The following is a 22828-nucleotide window of genomic DNA, read 5'->3' as shown; positions in this document are numbered from 1 at the left end:
CCGGGCTCGGCCGCCTCGCGGGTGCGCGAACCTTCAAGAGAAGGTTAGTACGCACATGCGTAATAACTCCATGGGACGTCCTGGGTCAACACAAGAAAATCGCTCGACTCGACAGCGCGAATCGGTAAACATCTGCGTATGACTTCAGCAACGACACCGCGTCCGACGCTGGCCGAACCGGAGGCGGACACCGACGAGAAAGTGCCGTTCAGCCGCATCGCCGCGCTGTTCCGGCCGCACCGGAGACCGATGGCCGCGCTGTTCGTGCTGCTGGTGGTGCAGGCGGGTCTCGGCGTCACCTCGCCGTTCCTGCTGCGCGAGATCCTCGACACCGCACTCCCCCACCGCGACGCGCTACTGGTGTCCCTGCTGGCGATGGGGATGATCGCCGCGGCGCTGGGCTCAGGCGCGCTCGGCGTGGCGACGACCGGGCTGTCGAACACGATCGGGCAGCGCGTGATGAACGAGCTGCGCGTGTCGGTCTACGGCCACCTGCAGCGCATGTCGCTCGGCTTCTTCACCCGCACCAAGACCGGCGAGATCCTGTCGCGGGTCTTCAACGACATCGGCGGCGTGGACAACGTGGTCACGACCACCGCGGCCTCGATCGTGCAGAACGGCACCACGGCTCTGGCGATCACCGTCGCAATCCTGATCATGGACTGGCAGCTGGCGCTGCTCTCGCTCGTGGTCGTGCCGCTGTTCCTGCTGTTCACGCTGCGGCTGGGCGGCAAGCAGCGCAAGCTCGCCCGCGGCCGGACCCGGCGGATGGCGCGGCTGACGACGATCGTCGAGGAGTCGTTGTCGGTCACCGGCGTGCTGCTGGCCAAGACCATGGGCAACGAACGGCGGATGCGGGAGCGCTTCGCCGAGGAGTCCCGCGAGGTCGCGGCGCTCGAACGCAGCGCGGCGCTGGCCGGGCGCTGGCAGCGGGCCTCGCGGGTGATGAGCCTGACGATCATCCCGGCACTCGTGTACTGGGTCGCCGGGCTGGAGCTGGCCGGCGGTTCGGCGCCGGTGTCACTGGGCACAGTGGTGGCGTTCACGAGCATGCTCAACCGGCTGCTCGGACCGGCCACGGCGATGCAGACGGTGAGCCAGAGCGTGGGCGCGGCGAAGGCGCTGTTCGGGCGGATCTTCGAGGTGCTCGACCTGCGCGTGGAGATCGACGACCGACCGGGGGCGCGGGAGCTGGCCGTGCGCGAGGGCGCGGTGTCGATGCGCTCGGTGTCGTTCCGCTACGACGACGACGGCGCGTGGACCCTGCGCGACGTCGACCTCGACGTGGCGCCGGGGACGACCACGGCGCTGGTCGGCTCGACGGGCTCGGGCAAGACCACGCTCGCGTACCTCGTGGCGCGGCTGTACGAGGTGACGGAAGGCCGCGTGACCATCGACGGCACGGACGTCCGGGACGTCACGCTCGCGTCGCTGGCGGCGGGAGTCGGGTTCGTGTCGCAGGAGACGTACCTGTTCCACGCTTCGGTGCGGGAGAACCTGCGCTTCGCGAAGCCGGACGCCACCGACGCGGAGATCGAGGAGGCCGCGAAGGCCGCGCACATCCACGACACGCTCGCGAAGCTGCCCGAGGGCTACGACACCGTGGTGGGGCAGCGCGGCTACCGGTTCTCCGGCGGGGAGAAGCAACGGATGGCGATCGCGCGGATCCTGCTGCGCAACCCGCCCGTGCTGATCCTCGACGAGGCCACGAGCGCGCTCGACAACCGCACCGAACGGTCGGTGCAGGCGGAGCTCGACCGGCTCGCCGCAGGCCGCACGACGCTGACCATCGCGCACCGGCTGTCCACTGTGGAGAACGCGGACCAGATCGTGGTGCTCGACGCAGGCCGGATCGTGGAGCGCGGCACGCACTCGGAGCTGCTGGCGCTCGACAGCCGATACGCGCGGCTCGTGCGCGGGGAAACCGCCTAATGTGGCGGTATGCAGACCGAAGCCGACACCCGCCGTGCCGACGAGCTGGCCGAGCTGGCCCGCCACGTCCGGGAGGGAGTCGGGCGGCTCAACTGGCGCATGCGCTCGGAGGCGGACTCGCCGTCGCCGGGTCCGACGGTGCTGGCCGTGCTGTCGCGGCTCTACCGCGCGGGCACGCACACGCCGAGCGAGCTGGCGGAGGCCGAACGGATGCATCCGCAGTCGCTGACGCGGGTACTGGCTTCGCTGGCGTCTCGCGGGTTGATCACGCGCACCGCGGACCCGTCGGACGGGCGGCGGTCGTTGCTCGACATCACGCACGCCGGGCGCGTGGTGCTGCGGGACTACTCGATTTCGCGGGAGCAGTGGCTGGCGGCGGCGATGGCGCGCGCGTTGAGCCCGACGGAACAACAGCTGTTGCGCATGGCCGCGGATCTGATGGTGCGGATGGCGGATTCCTGAACTCCCCCAGGGGTTCCGGGACGCGGCCGCTCCCCACGGCCGGCCCCGGAACCTTGGCGGAAGGGCTCACCTCCCCGGGAGCCTTCCGCCGCGTGCACGCCAGACGGGTGCCCCGTCCCCCGCTCGCCAGACCCCCAGTACCGGGCGAACGCGCTCCGCCTTGCGTTGGGGAGAAGTCTGCCGGGGCGCGGGCCGGCGGGGCAGTGTGAAAGCCCCCAACCGGAGTTGCGTAGAACTACTCAAGCCGCGGTTCTTCACCGCGCGCTCGGCTCGGGAACGGGCGCTCGCGGCCTTTTCGAGGGCGGCGCGGGCCGTGGCCACCAACGGTCCTCCGGTGGAGGGGCTTCAGCAACCCGGTGACGCCTTCGGCCTGTTCGCGTGCGGTGGGCGGGACAGCTACAAACGAGTGTGAGGTCCTGCGGATTCGCTCACGCATTCGAACGACGGCTCGGCCTCGGCCAGCGCTTCGGCCGAGCAGCCCACCGCGCACGCCGCCGCTTGGAGCACCTCGATGACCACCTCGACGTCCACGGACGGCGCGGCCGCCAGGGCCCCGTTTCGCACGTCCACACGCCGCGCGAGACCGGCCAGTGCGTGCGCGAGCGCGTGCTGCCCCGCGACGAGCTGGGTGACGACCTCGGTGAGCTCCCCCAACGTCGCCGCTTCGCCGTCGGTGCGCAACGAGCCGGCCAACTCCTCCGCACACGACCTCAGATGCGCCGCGACCACGGTGGGCGGCAACGAAAGCCTCGGCAGGTTCTGCTCGGACCCCAGCACCCCACACCCCGCCCTCCGCACAGCCGCTCCGGACCCGCGCCATATTGCCACCGGGGCCTGCCTTCGCCAGCGCGACACCCCGATCGTGTGACGGGCGGGTTGGGTAACGGGGCTGGTCAGCCTGGTTACGTGCTGGGTCGGGGGTGGGTGGAGGTGTTTACAGGTGTGGACGGTCAGGAGGTCGGGGCGAGCTTTTCGAACCACTCGGCGAGGGTGGTGAAATCGGCTTCGGTCAGACCGGTGCGGGGATCGACGCGGTGCAGCAGAGCGGCGCCGGGGTGGTGCGCGGACACCCACACGCGGTCCGCGGCCGAGATTTCGTCGTCGACCCAAGCGAAGGGCCGGCCGGCGGCAAAGGTCACCAATGGCCGGGTTTTCCAGTACAGGCCGTCGACGTCGTAGTCGGCCGGCTCGTCGACAAGCGGCAGAGCCGGCAGGCCGAGGCGCGGGGCGATGACGTCGTTGGCGTCGGTGAACCACGTCGTGGCCCAAACGAGCTCACACGGCAGGGCGGCGAGACGCGCGCCGTGGGCTGGGTCGAGACGCTCCAGGAGCGGGTGCTCAGCCGGGCCGGGCAACGGTGAGAAGTGCGGGTAGTCCGCGGCGCCGAAGGGGATGAGGGGACCGTCGACGTCGAGGAAGAGGAGGGGGCGGGCCACGGGAGAACCGTAGCCCGCCCCCACGCTCACGAAGCGGCGGTGAGCACGGCATCCTCGACTTTGGCGCGCCAAGGTGAATCGATGGGGCCCGTCGACGGGCTGACGGCGAAGGAGTCCACGACGGCGCCGCCCAGGGTGGTGGCTTTGGCCCAGTGCACGGAGGCGCCCGAGCGGCTCAGGGCGCGGGCGACGCGGAAGAGCAGGCCGATGCGGTCGGTGGCGCGCAATTCCAGCACCACGGTGTTCGGGCCGCTGGTTTCGTCGTCGAACCAGAGGACCTTGGGGGCGACCACGGACGACGCCATGGTGGCGTAGTCGCGTTCCTTGGCGGCGAGGCGTTGCGTCAGGGGCAGAGTGCCGGCGACAGCGCGGGAGAACTGTTCGCGCAGCAGCGTCGAGTCGGGCAGGGAGCCGAACTTGGGTGAGGCGGTGAAGACGCCGACGCGGTCGCGCAGGACGGCGGCGTGGACTTCCAGCGAGTTGAGCGCCAGGACGCCCGCGGCGGGTGCGAGGAGCTCGGCGCGCGACGGGACCGCGAGGGTCACCGTGACGACCTTGCCGTGGGCGGTGATGCGGACCTCGCCGATCCCCGATCGGACGGCTTCGGCCATGAGGTCGCGTTGTGAACTGTCCAGGGGCTCCGGCGCGGTGAAACCCGTGCCGTGCAAGGCTTCCTCGCCGGCGGCGACCAAGTCGGCGAGCAAGCGGTCCTTCCAATCCGTCCAGACGCCCGGGCCGGTGGCCAGCGAGTCGGCGCGCGTCAGGGCGTGGAGCAGGTCCAGCAGCACGACGTCGCCGTCCAGGGTTTTGACGACGCGGGAGACCGTGGCGGGGTCGGCGATGTCGCGGCGGGTGGCCGTGTGCGGGAGCAGGAGGTGGTGACGGACCATCGCGGCCACCGTTTGCACGTCGGCGGAAGGCAAACCGAGGCGTGCGGCCACTTGCGCGGCGATGTCGGCGCCCAGCTCGGAATGGTCGGCGTCGCGGCCTTTGCCGATGTCGTGCAGCAGCGCGCCGATCAGCAGCAGGTCGGGTCGCGCGACCGTGGTGGTCAGGCGGGCGGCCTCGACGCACGCCTGTACGAGGTGCCGGTCCACCGTCCACTGGTGCACGGGCGAACGCGGCGGGAGGTCGCGCACCGCGCCCCATTCCGGGAACAGCCGGGCCCACAAGCCGGTACGATCCAGTGCCTCGACCGCGTCGACCAGGCCCTCCCCCGCGCCGAGCAGCTCGACCAGAGCGTTGCGCGCCTCGTCCGGCCACGGCGCGCGCAGCTCGGGCGCGGAGTCCGCCAGCGTGCGCAAAGTGCCGTGCGCGATGGGTTTGCCCGTGCGCGCCGAAGCAGCGGCGACGCGCAACAGCAAAGCCGGGTCCTTCGCTGGGACGGCGTCGCGGGCCAGCGACACCTCGTCGCCGTGCAGCACGACGCCCTCGGCCAACGGGGTGCGCGAAGGTCGACGACCGAACCGCGGCCGGGAAGGTTCCACAGTGGACCGCAGGGCGACGTCCACCGCATAGGCGACCGTCCGTCCCGCCCCGGAAAGCTTGCGCGCCAACGCGAACCGGTCCGCCAGACCCAGCTCGGCGGCCACGACCTCGGCCTCCGGTGCGCTCAACACGTCCCGTTCCCGGCGAAGCTCCCGACGCAGCTCCGTGCGCACGTCGAGCAGCAACGCCTTGGCCGCCAGCAGCTCCTCGCCCGGACGCGCCGTGAGCTGCGCCAGCGCCAGCGCCTCCAGCACCGCGAAATCCCGCAGCCCCCCGCGGCCGTGCTTGAGATCCGGCTCCGCCGACTGCGCGATCTCGCCGCTGCGCCGCCACCGGGTGCGGACGGAGTCGGCCAGCTCGTCGAGCCGCTTGCGGGCCGTGCGCCGCCACTGGTCGCGCGCGGCGGACGCGAGGCGCGCGGTCAGCTCGCCGTCGCCCGCGAGGTGGCGCGCATCCAGCAAGCCCAGTTGCGTCCGCAGGTCCTCCGAAGCGACCTTCAGCGCTTCACCCGGCGTACGCACCGAATGGTCGAGCCCGAGCTTCGCGTCCCACAGCGGATACCACAACGCGTCGGCGAGCTCGCCGACGCGCGGGTTCCCGTTGTGCACCAGCACCAGGTCCAGATCGGAAAACGGCACCAGCTCACGCCGCCCCAGGCCGCCGACGGCGACCAGCGCGACACCGGGATCAGCGGTGTCCACGCCGGCCGCCGTGGCGCCCTTCGCGAGCCAGAATTCGTACAGATCCACCAAGGCCGCCCGCAGCGCGGCCGGGCCGTGGCGACCTGTGAGCAGCTGCTCTCGAGCCCGGACCAGTTCACCCCCGTGAGTGCTCACCTAGAGCGCATCCGCTCCGCGCTCGCCGGTGCGCACCCGGATCACGGTCTCGACCGGTGTCACCCACACCTTGCCGTCGCCGATCTTGCCCGTGTGCGCGGCGGAGGTGATGGCGTCGAGGACCTTCTCGACGTTCGCGTCGTCCGTCACGACCTCGATCTTCAGCTTCGCCACGAAGTCCACGGAGTACTCGGCGCCGCGGTAGACCTCGGTGTGGCCCTTCTGCCTGCCGTAGCCCTGGACCTCGCTCACGGTCATGCCGAGCACGCCCAGCTGCTCCAGCCCGGAGCGGATGTCGTCGAGCGTGAACGGCTTGACGATCGCGGTGATGAGCTTCATGCCTTGGTCTCCTCGAGCTTCGCAGGGGCGGTGGCGGACTTGACCGGGATCGTGGTCGGCTGACCGAGCCCGCCGCCCATGCCGGTGAAGTCGTAGGCGCTCTCCGCGTGCTGCGCCTCGTCGATGCCGCTCACCTCGTCCTCGGTGCTGACGCGGAAGCCGCCCGCCTTCTTGATGACGAAGCCGATGATGGCCGTCAGAATGAAGGAGTACCCGAACACCGCGCCCGCCGCGGCCGCCTGCTTGCCCAGCTGGGCGAAGCCGCCGCCGTAGAAGAGCCCGTCGGCGCCGAGGGAGTTGACGCTCGTGGTGGCGAAGAAGCCGATGAGCAGCGTGCCCACGATGCCGCCGACGAGGTGGACGCCCACGACGTCAAGCGAGTCGTCGAACCCGAAGCGGTACTTCAGCGACACGGCCAGCGCGCACAGCACACCGGCGATCACGCCGATCGCGATCGAGCCGAGCGGGCTCACGAAACCACACGCCGGGGTGATCGCGACGAGGCCGGCGACGGCACCGGAAGCGGCACCCAGCGTGGTCGGCTTGCCGAACTTCAGCTGCTCCACCAGCAACCAGCCGAGCACGGCGGCCGCGGTGGCCACGGTCGTGTTGGTGAACGCGACGGCCGCGAGGTCGTTGGCGGCCAGCGAGGAGCCGGCGTTGAAGCCGTACCAGCCGAACCACAGCAGCGAGGCACCCAGCAGCACGAACGGCACGTTGTGCGGCCGTCCGGTGTCCTTCGGCCAGCCCTTGCGCTTGCCGAGCACGATCGCGAGGGCCAGACCCGCCGCGCCCGCGTTGATGTGGACCGCCGTGCCACCCGCGAAGTCGAGGGCCTTCAGGTTGTTGGCGATCCAGCCGCCGACGGAGTTCTCACCGAGGAAACCGTTGAACGAGAACACCCAGTGTGCCACCGGGAAGTACACGACGGACACCCAGATCACCACGAACAGCGTCCAGCCCCAGAACTTCGCGCGATCCGCGATCGCACCGGAGATCAGCGCCGGCGTGATGATCGCGAACATCAGCTGGAACATGCAGAACGCCAGCAGTGGCAAGGCGTCCGGGCCCGGCCACGGGACAGCCGGCGCGGAGTCCGTGGCCGCCGCGGCGAAGCCGACCAGCTTGCCGAAGGTGTCCGACAGCCCTGCGAGGTCGAAGTTGCCGACCAGGCCGCCGAAAGCGTCGTTGCCGAAGGACATGGAGAAGCCGAAGAGGACCCACAACACCCCCACCACGGCGAGGGCGATGAAGTTCATCATCAGCATGTTCAAGACGCTCTTCGCGCGGACCATGCCGCCGTAGAAGAACGCCAGTCCGGGTGTCATGAGCATGACCAGCGCGGCGCCGGCCAGCACCCACGCGGTGTCTCCTGCGTTCAGCACAATCGTCCTCCCGTGCCCTGGGTAGATGACCCGGAAGTCTTGGTTCCGGGTGTTTCGCGGGGCGGCGCTGAAGGTTTCGTGGGCGTGAACTGTCGGGTCGCGGTTGTTACGGGAAGGTTTCCCGCCACGCGGGGTGGGGTGTCCGATTGCGAAACGTCATGGTCGAATAGCCGCATGACCTCGGCCGGACCCGGAAATGACCCACTGCCACGGCGGGTCGTGGACGCACTCCGGTGCTCGGTGTGCCTTGCCCCGGTCGGGTTAGCGGGCCGCACGGTGCGTTGCGAAGACGGTCACTCGTTCGACTTGGCGCGCCAGGGTTACGTCAACCTGTTGCACGCACGCATCCCCGCCGGCACCGCCGACACCGTGCCGATGGTCGAGGCGCGTTCGGCGCTCCTGAATTCCGGCGCGTACGCACCGCTGGCCGACGAGCTCGCGCGCGTCGCCGCGCCGGCCGCCAGGGGCCTCGTGATCGACGCGGGCGCCGGCCCCGGTTACTACCTCGCGCGCGTGCTCGACGCCGCGCCCGAGGCGACCGGGCTCGCGCTCGACGTGTCCGCCGTCGCGCTGCGCCGGGCCGCCCGAGCGCACGAGCGGCTCGGCGCCGTGGTGTGGAACCTGTGGGAGCCATGGCCCGTCGGTGACGGCGTGGCTTCCGTGGTGCTCGACGTGTTCTCCCCGCGCAACCCCGCGGAGTTCCACCGCGTGCTCGAACCCGGCGGCGTGCTCGTGGTGGCCGCGCCGCTGCCCGGGCACCTCGCCGAGCTGGGCGACCTCGTGCTGTCCGTGGACGAGCGCAAGGAAGAGCGGCTCGAAACGGCGCTGGGCGATCATTTCGCACGGGTGTCGCGAGTGGACGTGGTGCATACGGCGCCCTTCACCGCGAGCCAGGTGCACGACGTGGTCGCCATGGGTCCCGCCGGTTTCCACCTCGACCGCGACGGCCGTCGCGAACGCCTCGAAGCCGCCTCGGCGCGGGACGTGACGCTCGCGGTGGGGGTGAGCGTGTGGCGGAGGCAGCCGTGACACCGGCCGCGCTGCTGGCCGACGCGACGTGGGTGCGTGCCCGCATCGGCGGCGCCGCGAAGCTGTACGGCTGCGCGGCGCCCGAGGTGATCGGCACGATCTGGTGGTACTCGCTGTCGTCCGTGCTCGTCGCGCCGACGATGGAGTCGCTCGCCGCAGGCGGCGAGGTGCTGGACCCGTCGCTGGACGCCGTCGAGCTCGACATCGTGCCCGACGGGCGGTTCCTGGGCGCCCGCTCGACGCGGGCGCTGAGCGGGCCGCTCGGCCCGGCACTCGGCGCCGCACTGAACACGGCCATCACGACCATCGCTTCGGTCACGGGCGCGCGGGCGCGCGCTTTGGGCGCCATCGCAACGGACTCCATCGCCAACCGGCTGTTGTGGGCTTCGGCGCCGCAGCTGGCGGCCGACGTCGTGGCGTCGACCGGCCTCGACCTGCCCGCGCCGCGATACGTCAGCGTCGGCCGGACGCAGGCCGTGAAACGGGCGTCGTGCTGCCTGATCTACGAAGTGGGCAACCCGAAGTGCGTCAGCTGCCCGCGGCAGACGCCCGAGGAGCGCGACGCCCGGTTGCGCGCGGCCCTCGGCGGCTAGGACTCACACCCCGAATTGGCGCCACATCGAGCACCGGCTGCGAGAAGCATCGCCACGATGATCAGCACCTTGCGCACATCCGGCCCCGAGTCGAAGATCACCACGAACGGTAAGCGGCCCATCGCCGTGCGGCATCACCAGGAAGAACGGCCCGAGGTCCTCCGAAAGCGCGACGACCACGCTTCGAGAGGGATGGCCGCTGACCTCCCGGCTGAGTAGCGTGACCGCTGATGAGTGAACGCACCTGGGGCTTCCGCACCCGCGCCCTGCACGCCGGTGGCACGCCCGACCCCGCCACCGGCGCGCGCGCCGTGCCGATCTACCAGACCACCAGCTTCGTGTTCGAGGACGCGGCCGACGCGGCGAACCTCTTCGCGCTACAGAAGTACGGGAACATCTACAGCCGCATCGGCAACCCGACCGTGGCCGCGTTCGAGGAGCGCCTCGCGAGCCTCGAGGGCGCCATCGGCGGCGTGGCCACGGCGAGCGGCCAGGCCGCGGAGTTCCTCACCTTCTCCGCGCTGGCCGAGGCGGGTGAGCACATCGTGTCCGCGAGCGGCCTCTACGGCGGCACCGTCACGCAGCTCACCGGCACGCTCAAGCGCTTCGGCGTCGAGACGACGTTCGTCAACGGCGGCATCGAGGACTACGCCAAGGCCGTCACGGACAAGACGCGGCTGATCTACACCGAGGTGATCGGCAACCCGTCGGGCGCCATCGCCGACCTGGCCGGGCTCGCGGACCTCGCGCACTCGCACGACATCCCGCTGGTCGTCGACGCGACGCTCGCGACGCCATACCTGTGCCGCCCGATCGAGCACGGCGCGGACATCGTGCTGCACTCGGCCACGAAGTTCCTCGGTGGTCACGGCACCACGCTCGGCGGTGTGGTCGTGGAGTCGGGCCGCTTCGACTGGGGCAACGGCAAGTTCCCGCGCATGACCGAGACCGTCGATTCGTACGGCGGCCTGAAGTACTGGGAGAACTTCGGCGAGTACGCGTTCTGCACGCGCCTGCGCGCCGAGCAATTGCGCGACATCGGCGCGGTGCTCTCGCCGCACTCGGCGTTCCTGCTGCTGCAGGGCGTGGAGACGCTGCCGCAGCGGATGGACGCGCACGTGGCCAACGCGAAGGCCGTGGCGGAGTACCTGAACGCCGATCCGCGCGTGGCCTGGGTTTCCTACGCCGGGCTGCCCGATCACGCCGACCACGAGCTGGCGCGCAAGTACCTGCCGGCCGGGCCGGGCGCGGTGTTCTCGTTCGGGGTGAAGGGCGGCCGGGCCTCGGGTGAGAAGTTCGTGGAGTCGGTGGAGCTGCTGTCGCACCTGGCGAACGTCGGCGACGCGCGCACGCTGGTGATCCACCCGGCGTCGACCACACACGCGCAGCTGTCGGACGACCAGCTGGCGGCCGCCGGCGTCGGCCCGGACCTGATCCGGCTTTCGGTGGGGCTGGAAGACCTCGAGGACATCCTGTGGGACCTCGATCAGGCGCTGGAACGGGCGGCGACCGGCAAGGGAGTGGCTTCGGAATGAGCACGGCGGTGAGTTACGACGTTTCGGCCGTGGAGCGGCGGCACATCCTCGGCCGCACGCGGTCGGTGACGGTGATCGGCGCCTCGGCCAACCCGGCGCGGCCGAGCTACTTCGTGGCGACGTACCTGACTTCGTCGACGCGGTACGAGGTCAACTTCGTGAACCCGCGCCTCGACACGCTGCTCGGCAAGCCCGTGTACCCGACGCTGGCCGACGTGCCGGGTGAGATCGACCTGGTGAGCGTGTTCCGCAAGCACGACGACCTGCCGCAGGTGGCCGAGGAGATCATCGCGGCGGGCGCGCGCACGTTGTGGCTGCAGCTGGGCCTGTGGCACGAGCAGGTGGCCGACCGCGGCCGCGAGGCCGGGCTCGACGTGGTGATGAACCGCTGCGTGAAGATCGAGCACGCGCGCTTCGCCGGCGGCCTGCACCTGGCCGGCTTCAACACGGGCGTGATCAGCTCGCGGCGCCAGGCCGCCCCTTAACGGACGGCCAACGGCACCACGACCACCGCGGCGATCAGCACCACGAACCCGCCGATCGCCACGGGGTTGCCGAAGTTCAGCGTCCAGCCGAGCCCGAACCGCTTAGGCACGAACACCGCGTGGTCGGCGCGGTTGACGTAGAGCAGGCCGCCTTTCCAGAAGCGGTCGTCGTCGCGTTCGACGGCGTCGCGGGGCGGCTCTTCGTCGGTCTCCAGGCGGCTGCCGCCCTGGCCGTAGCGGACGGCGAAACCCAGCAGGCCCGCGGCGCCCACCAACGTCGGCAGGATGATCGGCACCACCGAGACCGACGCCGGGGCCGACCAGATCTGCCCCGCCGCCAGGGCGATCGTCAAGTTGACGCACGCGCCGAACAGCAGCAGCAGGCGCGGCATGGCCTCGATGAAGCGCCGGTGCTGGCTGGCACTGGCCTTCGGGCGCGCCGGGTCGAGATCGGGCCGGAACCGCGGCGCGACGTAGGCCAGCGCGGAGAACAGCACCGTGAGCCCGGCCTGCACGAACACCAGGCCGAACGCACTGCCCACCGATTTCGCGGCGGTACGATCGGGGGTGCCGGAAGCGGTGTAGTGCAGCGTCAACGTCGCGGGCAGGTCCGGGTAACGCACCACGCCGACCACGACCGTCGCGGCGAGCACGAGGACCGCCGGGACCGCCCACAGCCACGGGAACGGCGGCCGCGTGACGCGGGAGGTGTCGGCGGTGACCGTCTGGCGCAGCCCCTGGTACCAGTCCTCCCGCCGCTTGGCCGAGCGGATCACGGCGCGCGCCCGCACGTACGCCGGCGTGACGACCCCCAGCAGCGCCACGACCACGAGCACCGGCACCAGGACCTTCTGCACGACCACGCCCACGATGAGCCCGGCGACGACCAGCGCGGTCCCGGCCACGCCCACCCACCAGCGGTAGATCCGCCGCTGCTCGGCGATCAGCGGGTCGGCCACCCGCGCCGCCGGCACTCGCACCCCGAACGGCACCGTCGGCTTCGCCACCGACGGCATCACCCACGCGCTGACCAGCAACAGCACCGGGACCAGCAGGTCCCGCAGGACGATCACCCCGATCACGCGCGCACCTCCTCGAACGCCCGCAGCGTCGTTTCGCAGTGGCCGAGGACTTCTCGTTCGGCCAGCCCGTGGGCGATCGCCTCGGCCAGCAACGTCTTCAGCCGTTCCTGCCAGTCGGCCGCGAAACCCGCGGTCGAGGCCCGCCGTACCACCGCGCCGCTTTTCCGGGTGATCAGCAGCAGACCCTCGCGCCGCAGCTGGTCGTAGGCCTTGTTCACGGTGTGGAAGTTGATGCCGAGGTCCACGGCGAGCTGACGCGTCGAGGGCAACGGGTCGCCGTCGGCGAGCTCGCCGGCCGCGATCGCCTCGACCACGCGGTCGTGGATCTGCTGGTAGATCGGGACCTCGCTGGTGAGGTCGACGTCGAGGATCATCGGTGCTCCAGGAAGGTCCGAAGGGCGGTGACCACGCTCGGGTCGAGTACCTGGTCGTTGACCGGTGTGCCCGGCGCGTGCTGGAAGTGGTCCACGGGCAGGGGCCGCGGCAGCGTTCGCAGGGCGGCGGCCAGCGGCGACGTGGTCCAGCAGGGCACTTGGGTGTCTTGCGTTCCGCACGTCAGCAGTACGTGCGGGCCCGGCCGCGCGACCGACGGCGGGTAGACGGCATCGTCGCTGCGGACGAACCGGGTGTTGACGGGGCTGAAGATGGCCTGCTGGAGGAAGGTCGCGAGCTGCGTGCTCATCCCGGTGTAGTCGAGCTCGCGGCCGGCGCGGAAGTCGGTGATCACCTTGGTCAGCGCGGCCTGGTCGGCCGCGGTGGCCTGCGCGTCGAGCTGGATCTTCAGCAGGTCCAGCAGCCGCAGGTCCTGCGGCGCGAGCAGCACGAGGCTCTTCACGCGGACCCGGCGCGCGACGAGCATCGCCTGCAACCCGCCTTCGCTGTGCCCGACGATCGACACCTCGTCGCGGTCGACCTCGGGCTGCTTGGCCAGCGTCTGTTCGGCGACGACGGCCTGGCTCGTGAACGTCGGCAGGTCCAGCGCCGCCGGGTCCAGCCCGCCGAGGCCCGTGCGGCCGGTGCCGTACTTGTCGAACCGCAGCGTGGCGACGCCGTCCTGGCCCAGGGCGTTGGCGAGCAGCTTCAACGTCCCCGGCGTGACCGTGGGCGGCTCGTCGCCGTCGCGGTTCGTCGGGCCGCTGCCGGGGATCAGCAGCGCCGCCGGCACCCGCGCGCCCGCCCGGTGCGCGGGAACGTGCAGCGTGCCGTAGGCCGGCACGCCGTCGGACACGAACCTCACTTCCCGGTCGGACGCCGCCACCGTGCCGGGTGCGGCGGCGGCGATGCCGCTCGCGACCAGTACGGCGGCGGTGAGGAACACGGCGAGGGTCATTGGTCTGTTCTACAACTCATAGAACAGATGCGCAAGTCGTGCCGCCCGGGCCGGCGCAGACACGCCACGCCGGCGCGGAGGCGACACCTCGCGCAAACCGCGCTGGGCCCGAGCACCGGAGATCTCCGCTCGGCAGCCGCCGCGACCCGATCGACACCTCGCCGGACGCCGGACCATGCCCGGCCCAGCCACCAACCGCACGCAACAGACCCGCGCGCGGGAACCTCACTCCCTCACCCGGCCCGACCCGCGTACGGCCGCGCAAGCCGCGCCGCCCGTCGCGGTCCGCAGCCGGGGCGCCACGGTCCGCGAAGCAGCTCGATCATGGCCGGTCCTGCCGTGAGCGGCTGGTCAGGCCCGTGAGAAGGTGGCGGAATGGCCAAACCGACCCCGCTGCAGATGCGCAACGCCCTGGCCGCCGTGTTGATGGCGGCGGGGTTCATCTGGAACGTCGTGACCGGCGGACCGTGGTGGCTCGGGGCGATCTTCGCCGTCGGCACGCTGCTGTCGTGTGCCTCGATCTACCTGAACCGGCCCGGCGCGAACTCCTAGAACCTCACGCCCTCGTTTCGGTGAAGCGCGTGGTGACGGCTTCGCGGCCGCGTTTGGTGAGCTCGCCGTAGAGGCGCAGGCGGGCGAGGCCGCCGTCCGGGTAGATGTCGAGGCGGGCGTCGGTGATCTGCGGGCCGTCTTCGAGTGCGAAGCGGTGGCGGGTGTCCGGCTGCAGGCGGGTGCGGGGAAGCAAAGAAACCCATTCACCGTCGTCGAGGCGGCCGGAGATCGCGGCCCAGCCCGGTGCGTTGCCCTTGAGGTTGCTCGTGTCGACCTCGGCGAAGCGGACGATGCCGGCGCCGGCGAGGCGTACGGTCACCCAGTCGTTGCCGTCGTCGCGGCGGCGCGCGGTTTCCCAGCCCTCGGCCTGGTGCGCGGCGAGCCCGGGCGAGAACAGGTTGTTGGGCGACGAATAGAACATGTTGCTGCAGCCCGTGACGACGCCGCCGTTGACCAGCGCGGCGAGATCGAGCGAGCGCGGGTCCAGCAGCGCCGGGTCGGGCACCGGCGAGCCGTGCACGCGCAGGCGGGCCACGCCGCCGTCCGGGTGCTGCGTGAGGCGGACGTGGGTGAACCGCCGGGGCGAGGAGACCTTGAAGAAGTTCTCCGAGTCACCGACCACCGGCTCGTGGTCGACCAGCACTTCCCAGTCCACTTCGGACAGTTCGGCCGCGCTCGGGTATCCGGGCACCGACACCGCTTCCACCGACACGAACGGCGGGTAGTTGCCCTTGAAGAACGCCGTATCCACCACCACGCCGGACACCACACCGGCGACGCCGAGGCGCAGCACGGCCTGGTCGTCACCCGGTTCGCGGTGCCGGCGCGTCTCCCAGCCGTCGTAGACCTGACCCTTCGGCCCGAACGTCTCGGCCCGGTGCGCGGGGCGCCACGGGTTGACGAGGTTCTCCTTCTCGGCGAACAGCTCGTCGCTCGCCCACATCACCGTGCCCCCGAACACGCGGGAAGCGAAGTCCGGCTGGGCTGTCCACTCGGGACGGTCGTGCGACACGTGGTCCTCCATCTCTAGCAGTTCCCCCTGGTCAACAGCTCTCCCCGCGGCTCGTCGCCGGTCACCGGCGAACCCCGCAGCCACGTACCGCGCACCACTCCGGCCAGTGGCCGCTGGTCATACGCGCTCACCGGGTTGCGGTGCTTCAGCGCGGCGACGTCGACGACGAACGCCTCGTCCGGCGCGAACACGGAGAAGTCCGCGTCGTAGCCCACGGCGAGGTGGCCCTTGCGCGTCATCCCCACCTGCGCCGCCGGACGCTCGGCCATCCACCGCGCCACGTCGGCGAGGCCGAACCCGCGTTGGCGCGCCTGCGTCCACACCGCGGGCAGCCCCAGCTGCAGGCTGGAGATCCCGCCCCACGCGAGGCCGAAATCGCCGGTGTCGAAGCGTTTCAGCTCCGGCGTGCACGGCGAGTGGTCGCTCACGATCGTGTCGATCACGCCGTCGGCGAGCCCTTGCCACAGCAGTTCCCGGTTGGCCGCCTCCCGGATCGGTGGGCAACACTTGAACTGCGTGGCGCCGTCGCGGATCTCCTCCGCGACGAAACTCAGGTAGTGCGGGCACGTCTCCGCCGACAGCGCCACGCCCTCGCGGCGTGCGCTCGCGATCAGGGGCAGAGCGTCCGAAGAGGACAGGTGCAGCACGTGCGCGCGGGCGCCGGTGCGCCGGGCCGCCTCGATCACGTGCGTGATGGCCAGGTTCTCGGCGCCGCGCGGGCGCGAGCCGAGGAAGTCGGTGTACTTCTCTCCGTGCGGGTCCGGCGCGGCGTCGATGGCCTCGGAGTCCTCTGCGTGCACGATCATCAGCGCGTCGAACGAGGTCAGCTCACGCAGCGCCGCCTCCAGACCCGCGGCGTCGAGCGGTGGGAACTCGTCGACGCCGGAGTGCAGCAGGAAACACTTGAACCCGAACACCCCCGCGTCGTACAGCAGACGCAGATCGCTGATGTTGCCGGGGATCGCGCCGCCCCAGAAGCCGACGTCCACGTGCGTGCGCCCCGAAGCCGCCTTGCGCTTCACCTCCAGCGCGGCGACGTCGACCGTCGGCGGCAGGCTGTTGAGCGGCATGTCGACGATCGTCGTGACCCCACCGGCGGCGGCCGCGCGCGTCGCGGTCTCGAAGCCCTCCCACTCGGCACGGCCGGGGTCGTTCACGTGCACGTGGGTGTCCACGAGCCCCGGCAGCAGCACCTCGTCGGCCGAGAGCTCGACCACGCGAGTGCCGGCCAGGTCGACGATTCCCTGCTCCAGCACGACAATCCGGCCACCGTCGACCCCCAGCGTCGCGGGGCCCTCACCGGCCGCCGTCACCGCACGTGCGGCGCGCACCACGAGATCCATCTGCGGGCACACTCCTTCTCCCGTCGACAAGAACGACGGGTTGTTTCACAGTACGGAAAGTATCTTTCGCCAATCGAGATTAACCACGACGCTCTCGCCTCGTCAACGCCTCGCCCTCCACGTTACGGTCACCAGGTGGAGCTAGAAGCCGAGTTCACCAGCGAACCCTTCCAGGGCGAGGGCGCCCCGCCGGAGCACGCCGTGCGCGCTCGCGACGCGGCGCGCGACGCCGGACTCGACACCGACTTCGGTCCACTCGGCACACTCGCGCGCGGCCCGGCCGACCAGCTGATGAACGCATTGCCGGCCATCGCGCGAGCCGCCCTCGAAGGCGGCGCCACGCGCGTCACGGTCCAGCTGCGCCGCACGGACGAACCCGGGCCGACCCCGCCGGTCGAGCTCAACACCGCGCTGGCCCGGCTCATCGCCGACGTCGAGCGCGAGCTGGGTGCGAAGCTCGGTGACCTCGACCGCCCGGACAAGCAGCGGGCGGTGCGGCTCCTGCGCGAACGCGGCGCGTTCAGCTTGCGGAAATCGGTGTCCGCGGTGGCCGAAGCGCTGGGCGTCACGCGCTTCACGGTCTACAACTATCTCAACCGGGAAGTGGACTGACCAGCGCGTTCAACAAAATGTTGACGGCGGCGCGAGGGCGCCGTACCGTCGGCAGGCACCAGCTCCCCCGCAGCGAGGAGATCCCGTGCCACTCGCACTCGCCGAGTTCAACACCGCCGACGCCGCCGACGTGCGGCCCGCGCTCACGGCCTGCCTGGCCGTGCCGCGCTGGGTCGACGCGGTGCTCGCCGGCCGGCCGTACGCGGATTTCGACGCGCTCCTGACCACCGCTGAAAAAGCCACTCCCCTGCACCGCGACGAGGTGAGCGCCGCCATCGCCGCCCACCCGCGGATCGGGGAGAAGCCGACGAGCAAGGGCGCCGACGCCGAGTGGTCGCGCTCCGAACAGTCCGGTGTGGACAACGCCGACGAGTTCGCCGCCGCCAACGCCGAGTACGAAGCCCACTTCGGCCACGTGTTCCTCGTGTGCGCCGGCGGCCGCAGCGGCGCCGAACTGCTCGCGAACCTGCGGTCGCGGCTGGGCAACGACCCCGAGACCGAACTCGACGTGGCGGGCGCGGAGCTGGCGAAGATCGCCGCGCTGCGCCTGCGGAAAGCGATCCTCGAATGAGCTTGGTGACTACGCACGTGCTCGACACGGCAGCGGGCAAACCTGCTTCAGGCATCCCAGTGCACCTGGACCACCAGGATTCCGGCTGGAACCCCGTGGCCTCCGGGGTCACCGACGCCGATGGCCGAGTCCGCGACCTAGGACCCGAGACGCTCGAACCTGGCGTCTACCGCCTGATCTTCGAGACGGGCGCCTACCTCGGGCCCGAAGCGTTCTTCCCCGACGTCACCATCGCGTTCCGCATCACCGACGGCACCGCGCACCACCACGTGCCGGTGCTGCTGAGCCCGTTCGCCTACTCGACCTACCGTGGCAGCTGAAAAGGAGCTGACTGTGGGAATCTCCCTGGGCCCCAACCAGTACGGCAAGGCGGAGGTCCGCCTGGTCACCGTCCGCCGCGACGGTCCGGTGCACCACCTGCGCGACCTCACCGTGTCCACAGCCCTGCGCGGCGACCTCGCCGCGACGCACCTGACCGGCGACAACAGCGCCGTGCTGAGCACCGACGCGCAGAAGAACACCGTCTACGCGTTCGCCAAGCAGCAGGACGTCGGCGAGATCGAGGATTTCGCGCTACGCCTGGGCCGGCACTTCGTGGCCACGCAGGAGGCGATCACCGGCGCGCGCATCACCGTCGCCGAACACGCCTGGGAACGCATTCCCGTCGACGGCCGGCCGCACGACCAAGCCTTCAGCCGCTCCAGCGGCGAAAGCCGCACCACCACCGTGACCGTGCACGCGGGCCGCGCGTGGGTGGTGTCCGGTGTGGACGGTCTGACCGTGCTCAAGTCCGGCGGCTCGGAGTTCCACGGCTTCCCGCGCGACGAGTACACGACGCTCGCGGAGACTGACGACCGCATTCTCGCCACGGCTGTCACCGCGCGCTGGCGGTACGACGGCGACCCGGCCGACACCGATGTTGATTGGGCCAAGAACCACCAGGAGATCCGGCGGACGCTGCTGCAGGCGTTCGCCACGAAGCACAGCCTGTCGTTGCAGCAGACCCTGTACACGATGGGTGAGGCCGTGCTGCTCGCACGGCCCGAGGTCGCCGAGGTCCGGCTTTCCCTGCCGAACAAGCACCACTTCCTCGTCGATCTGAGCCCCTTCGGCCTCGAGAACCACAACGAGGTGTTCTACGCCGCCGACCGCCCCTACGGCCTCATCGAAGGCACCGCGGTCCGCGACGAAGCCGAAGAGCCCGGCCCGGCCTGGACCGACGCCGTGCTCTAGCCCCGAATCCCCACCGGGAGAGCACATGTCAGAACGACCATCCCGTCATCCCGTCGATGTGCGCCCGAAGTGGCCACAGCTCGTGCTCGGCGGAATCCAGCACGTGGCGGCGATGTACGCCGGCGTGGTGGCCCCGCCGTTGGTGATCGGCGCGGCCGTCGGGCTCTCGCCCGGGCAGCTGAGCCTGCTCATCAGCGCGTCCCTGTTCACCGCAGGCCTCGCGACGCTTCTGCAGACGCTCGGCGTGTGGCGCTTCGGCGCGCGGCTGCCGCTGGTCAACGGCGTCACGTTCGCGTCCGTCGCGCCGATTCTCTCGATCGCGCAGCAGCACGCCGGCAACGCGCTGGGCGTCGTCTACGGCGCGACGCTCGTCGGCGGCGTGTTCGTGGTGCTGGCCGCGCCGTTCTTCTCCAAGCTCACACGGTTCTTCCCGCCGGTGGTGACGGGGACCGTCATCACGCTGATCGGCGTCTCACTGCTGCCCGTGGCCGTGCAGTGGATTACCGCGCAACAGCCGGCGGCGCGGCCGAGCGGGCTGCTGCTGGCGGGCGTCACGCTGGTCGCGGTGCTGGTGTTCACGCGGTTCCTCAAGGGTTTCTGGAGCCGGATCGCGCTGCTGCTGGGCCTGGTCGCCGGGACGCTGCTGGCGTGGCCGCTGGGCGAAGTCGACACATCGACACTCAAGCAGGCGCCCGTATTCGGCATCGCCACGCCGTTCCACTTCGGGGCGCCGGTGTTCGACATCGCGGCGATCGTCTCGATGCTCATCGTGATGCTCGTCGTGATGGCCGAGAGCACGGCCGACCTGCTGGCGCTCGGCGAGATCGTCGGACGGCCGACCACGAGCCGGACCCTGGCGGACGGCCTGCGGGCTGACGGGCTCGCCACCGCCGTGAGCACCGTGTTCGGCGGGTTCGCGTGCACGGCCTTCGCGCAGAACATCGGGCTGGTGTCGCTGACGCGGATGGTCAGCCGGTACGTGGTCGCGGCCAGCGGCGTGGTGCTGGTGGTGCTCGGCGCACTGCCGGTGACGGGTGGGATCGTGGCGCTCGTGCCGCAGCCGGTACTCGGCGGGGCCGGGCTGGTGCTGTTCGGCAGCGTGGCGGTGAGCGGCGTGCGGACGCTGGCGAAGGCGTCGTTCGAGCATCCCGGCAACGTCGCGATCGTGGCCGCGTCGCTGGGCGTGGGCCTGATTCCCATCGCGGTGCCGGGTTTCTACTCGGGATTTCCGGCGGCGCTGCAGGTGGTGCTGAACTCCGGCATCAGCGCGGGCTGCCTCACGGCCGTGGTGCTGAACCTGGTGTTCGGCGAACGGTTGACAGAACGCTCTACCGCCCCGGAGCTATCCTCGGTGCCGTGACAGGCACGAAGGACCGCATCCTGGCCGCGGGCGCGGAGCTCTTCCGCCGCGGTGGCTACACCGGCACGGGCGTGAAGCAGATCGTCGAAAAGGCCGGCGCGCCCTTCGGCTCGCTGTACCACTTCTTCCCCGGCGGCAAGGAGCAGCTCGCCGAAGAGGTCATCCGCACGTCGGGGATGGAGTACGCGCAGCTGTACGACCTCTTCATCGCGCCCGCGCCCGACGTCGTGAGTGGCATCGAAGCCTTCTTCGCCGCCGGGGTGACCACACTGCTGGACACCGACTACGTGGAGGGCTGCCCGATCGCCACGGTGGCTTTGGAAGTCGCAACGACGAGCGAACCGCTGCGCCAGGCGACGGCCGACGTGTTCACCGCCTGGATCTCGGTGGGCACCGAGAAGTTCGCCGCATTCGGCCTGCCGCCCGAGCAGGCACGGGTGCTGACGATCGCACTGATCACCAGTCTGGAGGGCGCGTTCGTGCTGGCGCGCTCGATGCGGTCGCCGGAACCGATGGCGGTCGCGGGCGCCGCCGTGGTCGACGTGGCCCGCCGGATCCTCGACGAACTCGGACACGACGGGAAGAGGCGCTAGCGGTACTCGGGCGTCCAGCGGGCTTGCCGGACTGTTTCGGCGAGGTGGTCGTTCGCCGGGGCGACGCCGTCCTTCACGGCTTGCTCGGCGACGGCCGTGGCGATCTGCGTGGCGACCTCGGGCACGTCCTCCCACGCCGGCAGCAGCGGTTCGTCCGGGTCGTCGAGGGCGGGTGACGCCTCGCCGAGCGTCTTCGCGGCGACGCGCATCATCGCGTCGGTCACGCGGGTGGCGCCGACGGCTGTGACGGCCAGGCCGATGGCCGGGAAGATGTAGACGTTGTTGCACTGCGCGACGCGGTGCTGCTTGCCGTCGCGCTCCACCGGTGCGAATGGCGATCCCGTGGCGACGAGGGCGCGGCCGTCAGTCCACTCGTCGAGCTCCCGAGGAGTCGCCTCGGCGCGGCTGGTGGGGTTGGAGAGCGGGAAGATGATCGGCCGGTCGGTCTTGGCGGCCAGCTCGCGTACGAGGTCCTCGGTGAACGCGCCCGCCGCCGTCGAGAGGCCCAGCAGCACGCCGACGTCGACGTTGTGCACGACGTCGGCCAGCCCGGTGCCGGTCCAGCCGTGGGTTTTGGCGGCGGGCTGGGCAAACCGGCGCTGGCTTTCCGACAGGTCGGTGCGGTCGTCGGTGAGCAGGCCCGCGATGTCGACGACCCAGATCCGCTCGGCCGCATCCGCGTCGGACAGACCCTGCGCCACCATCTCCTGGCGGATCATCTCCAGCACGCCGATACCGGCCGAGCCCGCGCCGAGCATCACGATCTGCTGTTGCGACAGCGGCCGCCCGGCCACCTTCGCCGCGCCGTGCAGCGCCCCGACCGCGACGGCGGCGGTGCCCTGGATGTCGTCGTTGAAGGTGAGCAGGCGGTCGCGGTAGCGCTCGAGGATCGGCTGGGCGTGCGCGGTGGCGAAGTCCTCCCACTGCAGCAGCACCTCGGGCAGCTCTTCGCGCACCGCCGTGACGAAGTCGTCGACGAACGCGTAGTACTCGTCGTCGCCGATGCGCCGGTGGCGCCAGCCCAGGTACTGCGGGTCTTCGAGGCGCTCGACGTTGTCGGTGCCCACGTCGAGCATGATCGGCAACGTGCGCGCCGGGTCGATGCCGCCGATGAGCGTGTACAGCGACAGCTTCCCGATGGGGATGCCCATGCCGCCGATGCCCTGGTCGCCCAGCCCGAGAATGCGCTGGCCGTCGGTGACCACGATGACGTCGACCTCTTCGCGGGGCCGGTTCCTCAGCACTTCGCGCAGGTGCTCGCGGTCGGGGTAGGCCACGTACAGGCCCCGTGGGCGGCGGTAGATCTCGCTGAACCGCTGGCACGCCTCGCCGACGGTGGGCGTGTAGACGATCGGGAGAGTTTCCTCGAGGTGCTCGGCGAGCAGCCGGTAGAACAGCGTCTCGTTGCGGTCCTGCAACCCGCGCAGGAACACGTGCTTGTCCAAGTCGGCCGGCTGGCGGGCGAACTCCTGGTAGGTGTGCGCCACCTGCTCGCCGATCGTCTTCTCGGCGAGGGGGAGAAGGCCGAGCAGGCCGAGTTCCCGCCGCTCGTCGTGGGTGAACGCGGTGCCTTTTGTGGTGAGTGGGTCGAAAAGGCGGTCGTGTCCGCGGTCCGGCATG

General features: G+C 70.9%; 24 protein-coding genes. 13 read left to right on the top strand and 11 right to left on the bottom strand.

Annotated features, from left to right (window positions below):
* The first annotated feature begins 138 nt into the window (after positions 1 to 138).
* Positions 139 to 1932: an ABC transporter ATP-binding protein gene (locus tag K1T34_RS28200; RefSeq protein ID WP_220237797.1), complete on the top strand. Its 1794-nt coding sequence runs from the start codon at positions 139 to 141 to the stop codon at positions 1930 to 1932.
* Positions 1933 to 1941: 9 nt separating this feature from the next.
* Positions 1942 to 2394 carry a MarR family winged helix-turn-helix transcriptional regulator gene (locus K1T34_RS28195; RefSeq protein WP_220237796.1) on the top strand — a complete coding sequence of 151 codons (453 nt, stop codon included), beginning with the start codon at positions 1942 to 1944 and terminating at the stop codon, positions 2392 to 2394.
* A gap of 396 nt (positions 2395 to 2790) precedes the next feature.
* Here K1T34_RS28195 and K1T34_RS28190 read toward each other — a convergent pair whose 3' ends face one another.
* The 5 genes from K1T34_RS28190 to K1T34_RS28170 all read right to left on the bottom strand — a co-directional run bounded on the left by K1T34_RS28190 (position 2791) and on the right by K1T34_RS28170 (position 7878).
* On the bottom strand, positions 2791 to 3171 hold the full coding sequence (locus tag K1T34_RS28190) for a hypothetical protein (RefSeq protein WP_220237795.1): 381 nt from the start codon (positions 3169 to 3171) through the stop codon (positions 2791 to 2793).
* A 173-nt stretch (positions 3172 to 3344) separates the two neighbouring features.
* On the bottom strand, positions 3345 to 3830 hold the full coding sequence (locus K1T34_RS28185) for an HAD domain-containing protein (protein WP_255637647.1): 486 nt from the start codon (positions 3828 to 3830) through the stop codon (positions 3345 to 3347).
* A 26-nt stretch (positions 3831 to 3856) separates the two neighbouring features.
* On the bottom strand, positions 3857 to 6154 hold the full coding sequence (locus K1T34_RS28180) for a [protein-PII] uridylyltransferase (RefSeq protein WP_220237794.1): 2298 nt from the start codon (positions 6152 to 6154) through the stop codon (positions 3857 to 3859).
* Complete coding sequence (locus K1T34_RS28175; protein ID WP_220237793.1) at positions 6155 to 6493, bottom strand: P-II family nitrogen regulator; 339 nt, start codon at positions 6491 to 6493, stop codon at positions 6155 to 6157. It lies immediately after the preceding gene.
* Positions 6490 to 7878 carry an ammonium transporter gene (locus tag K1T34_RS28170; protein WP_220237792.1) on the bottom strand — a complete coding sequence of 463 codons (1389 nt, stop codon included), beginning with the start codon at positions 7876 to 7878 and terminating at the stop codon, positions 6490 to 6492. Before K1T34_RS28170 ends, K1T34_RS28175 begins: the two co-directional genes overlap by 4 nt.
* Before the next feature lie 174 nt (positions 7879 to 8052).
* Between K1T34_RS28170 and K1T34_RS28165 the strand changes: the two genes are divergently transcribed.
* The 4 genes from K1T34_RS28165 (at position 8053) to K1T34_RS28150 (ending at position 11520) form a co-directional block, all read left to right on the top strand.
* Positions 8053 to 8907, top strand: a complete 855-nt coding sequence (locus tag K1T34_RS28165) for a putative RNA methyltransferase (protein ID WP_220237791.1) — start codon at positions 8053 to 8055, stop codon at positions 8905 to 8907.
* Positions 8889 to 9500 carry a (2Fe-2S)-binding protein gene (locus tag K1T34_RS28160; protein WP_255637646.1) on the top strand — a complete coding sequence of 204 codons (612 nt, stop codon included), beginning with the start codon at positions 8889 to 8891 and terminating at the stop codon, positions 9498 to 9500. The genes K1T34_RS28165 and K1T34_RS28160 overlap by 19 nt, the downstream gene beginning before the upstream one ends.
* 230 nt (positions 9501 to 9730) lie before the next feature.
* Positions 9731 to 11035: an O-acetylhomoserine aminocarboxypropyltransferase/cysteine synthase family protein gene (locus K1T34_RS28155; RefSeq protein WP_220237790.1), complete on the top strand. Its 1305-nt coding sequence runs from the start codon at positions 9731 to 9733 to the stop codon at positions 11033 to 11035.
* Positions 11036 to 11043: 8 nt separating this feature from the next.
* Positions 11044 to 11520 (top strand): CoA-binding protein, encoded by a 477-nt coding sequence (locus K1T34_RS28150; RefSeq protein ID WP_220247457.1) that lies wholly within the window; start codon positions 11044 to 11046, stop codon positions 11518 to 11520.
* On the opposite strand, the gene K1T34_RS28145 is transcribed toward K1T34_RS28150, so the two are convergent.
* Genes K1T34_RS28145 through K1T34_RS28135 form a run of 3 tightly spaced genes read right to left on the bottom strand, consistent with a single transcriptional unit; the run spans position 11517 to position 13932 of the window.
* Positions 11517 to 12602 (bottom strand): DUF1648 domain-containing protein, encoded by a 1086-nt coding sequence (locus tag K1T34_RS28145; protein WP_220237789.1) that lies wholly within the window; start codon positions 12600 to 12602, stop codon positions 11517 to 11519. The two genes, K1T34_RS28150 and K1T34_RS28145, sit on opposite strands and share 4 nt — an antisense overlap.
* Positions 12599 to 12976 carry a GntR family transcriptional regulator gene (locus K1T34_RS28140; RefSeq protein ID WP_220237788.1) on the bottom strand — a complete coding sequence of 126 codons (378 nt, stop codon included), beginning with the start codon at positions 12974 to 12976 and terminating at the stop codon, positions 12599 to 12601. Before K1T34_RS28140 ends, K1T34_RS28145 begins: the two co-directional genes overlap by 4 nt.
* Positions 12973 to 13932 (bottom strand): S9 family peptidase, encoded by a 960-nt coding sequence (locus K1T34_RS28135; RefSeq protein ID WP_220237787.1) that lies wholly within the window; start codon positions 13930 to 13932, stop codon positions 12973 to 12975. The genes K1T34_RS28140 and K1T34_RS28135 overlap by 4 nt, the downstream gene beginning before the upstream one ends.
* Before the next feature lie 375 nt (positions 13933 to 14307).
* On the opposite strand from K1T34_RS28135, the gene K1T34_RS28130 reads away from it, so the two are divergent.
* Positions 14308 to 14484, top strand: coding sequence for a hypothetical protein (locus tag K1T34_RS28130; protein ID WP_220237786.1), 177 nt, complete (start codon positions 14308 to 14310; stop codon positions 14482 to 14484).
* A gap of 4 nt (positions 14485 to 14488) precedes the next feature.
* Here the strand turns inward: K1T34_RS28130 and alc are convergent, their stop codons facing one another.
* Positions 14489 to 15508, bottom strand: coding sequence for an allantoicase (gene alc / locus K1T34_RS28125; protein WP_220237785.1), 1020 nt, complete (start codon positions 15506 to 15508; stop codon positions 14489 to 14491).
* 2 nt (positions 15509 to 15510) lie between these two features.
* A complete protein-coding gene (gene allB / locus K1T34_RS28120; protein ID WP_220237784.1) occupies positions 15511 to 16839 on the bottom strand; it encodes an allantoinase AllB in 1329 nt (442 codons plus the stop codon).
* Positions 16840 to 16974: 135 nt separating this feature from the next.
* Here allB and K1T34_RS28115 point away from each other — a divergent pair, with 135 nt between their 5' ends.
* The 6 genes from K1T34_RS28115 (at position 16975) to K1T34_RS28090 (ending at position 21208) form a co-directional block, all read left to right on the top strand.
* The gene (locus tag K1T34_RS28115) at positions 16975 to 17451 is read left to right on the top strand and encodes a helix-turn-helix domain-containing protein (protein ID WP_220237783.1); all 477 of its coding nucleotides are present in this window, start codon (positions 16975 to 16977) and stop codon (positions 17449 to 17451) included.
* Positions 17452 to 17536: 85 nt separating this feature from the next.
* A complete protein-coding gene (gene uraD, locus K1T34_RS28110) occupies positions 17537 to 18022 on the top strand; it encodes a 2-oxo-4-hydroxy-4-carboxy-5-ureidoimidazoline decarboxylase (protein ID WP_220237782.1) in 486 nt (161 codons plus the stop codon).
* Positions 18019 to 18342 (top strand): hydroxyisourate hydrolase, encoded by a 324-nt coding sequence (uraH, locus tag K1T34_RS28105; RefSeq protein ID WP_220237781.1) that lies wholly within the window; start codon positions 18019 to 18021, stop codon positions 18340 to 18342. Before uraD ends, uraH begins: the two co-directional genes overlap by 4 nt.
* A gap of 13 nt (positions 18343 to 18355) precedes the next feature.
* A complete protein-coding gene (pucL, locus tag K1T34_RS28100) occupies positions 18356 to 19255 on the top strand; it encodes a factor-independent urate hydroxylase (protein ID WP_220237780.1) in 900 nt (299 codons plus the stop codon).
* Positions 19256 to 19280: 25 nt separating this feature from the next.
* Positions 19281 to 20615, top strand: coding sequence for a nucleobase:cation symporter-2 family protein (locus K1T34_RS28095; RefSeq protein WP_220237779.1), 1335 nt, complete (start codon positions 19281 to 19283; stop codon positions 20613 to 20615).
* A complete protein-coding gene (locus K1T34_RS28090) occupies positions 20612 to 21208 on the top strand; it encodes a TetR/AcrR family transcriptional regulator (protein ID WP_255637643.1) in 597 nt (198 codons plus the stop codon). Before K1T34_RS28095 ends, K1T34_RS28090 begins: the two co-directional genes overlap by 4 nt.
* Here K1T34_RS28090 and K1T34_RS28085 read toward each other — a convergent pair.
* Positions 21205 to 22827, bottom strand: coding sequence for an NAD-dependent malic enzyme (locus tag K1T34_RS28085; RefSeq protein ID WP_220237778.1), 1623 nt, complete (start codon positions 22825 to 22827; stop codon positions 21205 to 21207). The genes K1T34_RS28090 and K1T34_RS28085 overlap by 4 nt on opposite strands.
* Position 22828: the final 1 nt, after the last annotated feature.

This window comes from Amycolatopsis sp. DSM 110486 (assembly GCF_019468465.1).
GTDB lineage: Bacteria > Actinomycetota > Actinomycetes > Mycobacteriales > Pseudonocardiaceae > Amycolatopsis.
Note: the sequence above shows the minus strand (reverse complement) of the source record. Positions and strands in the feature narration are given on the sequence as shown.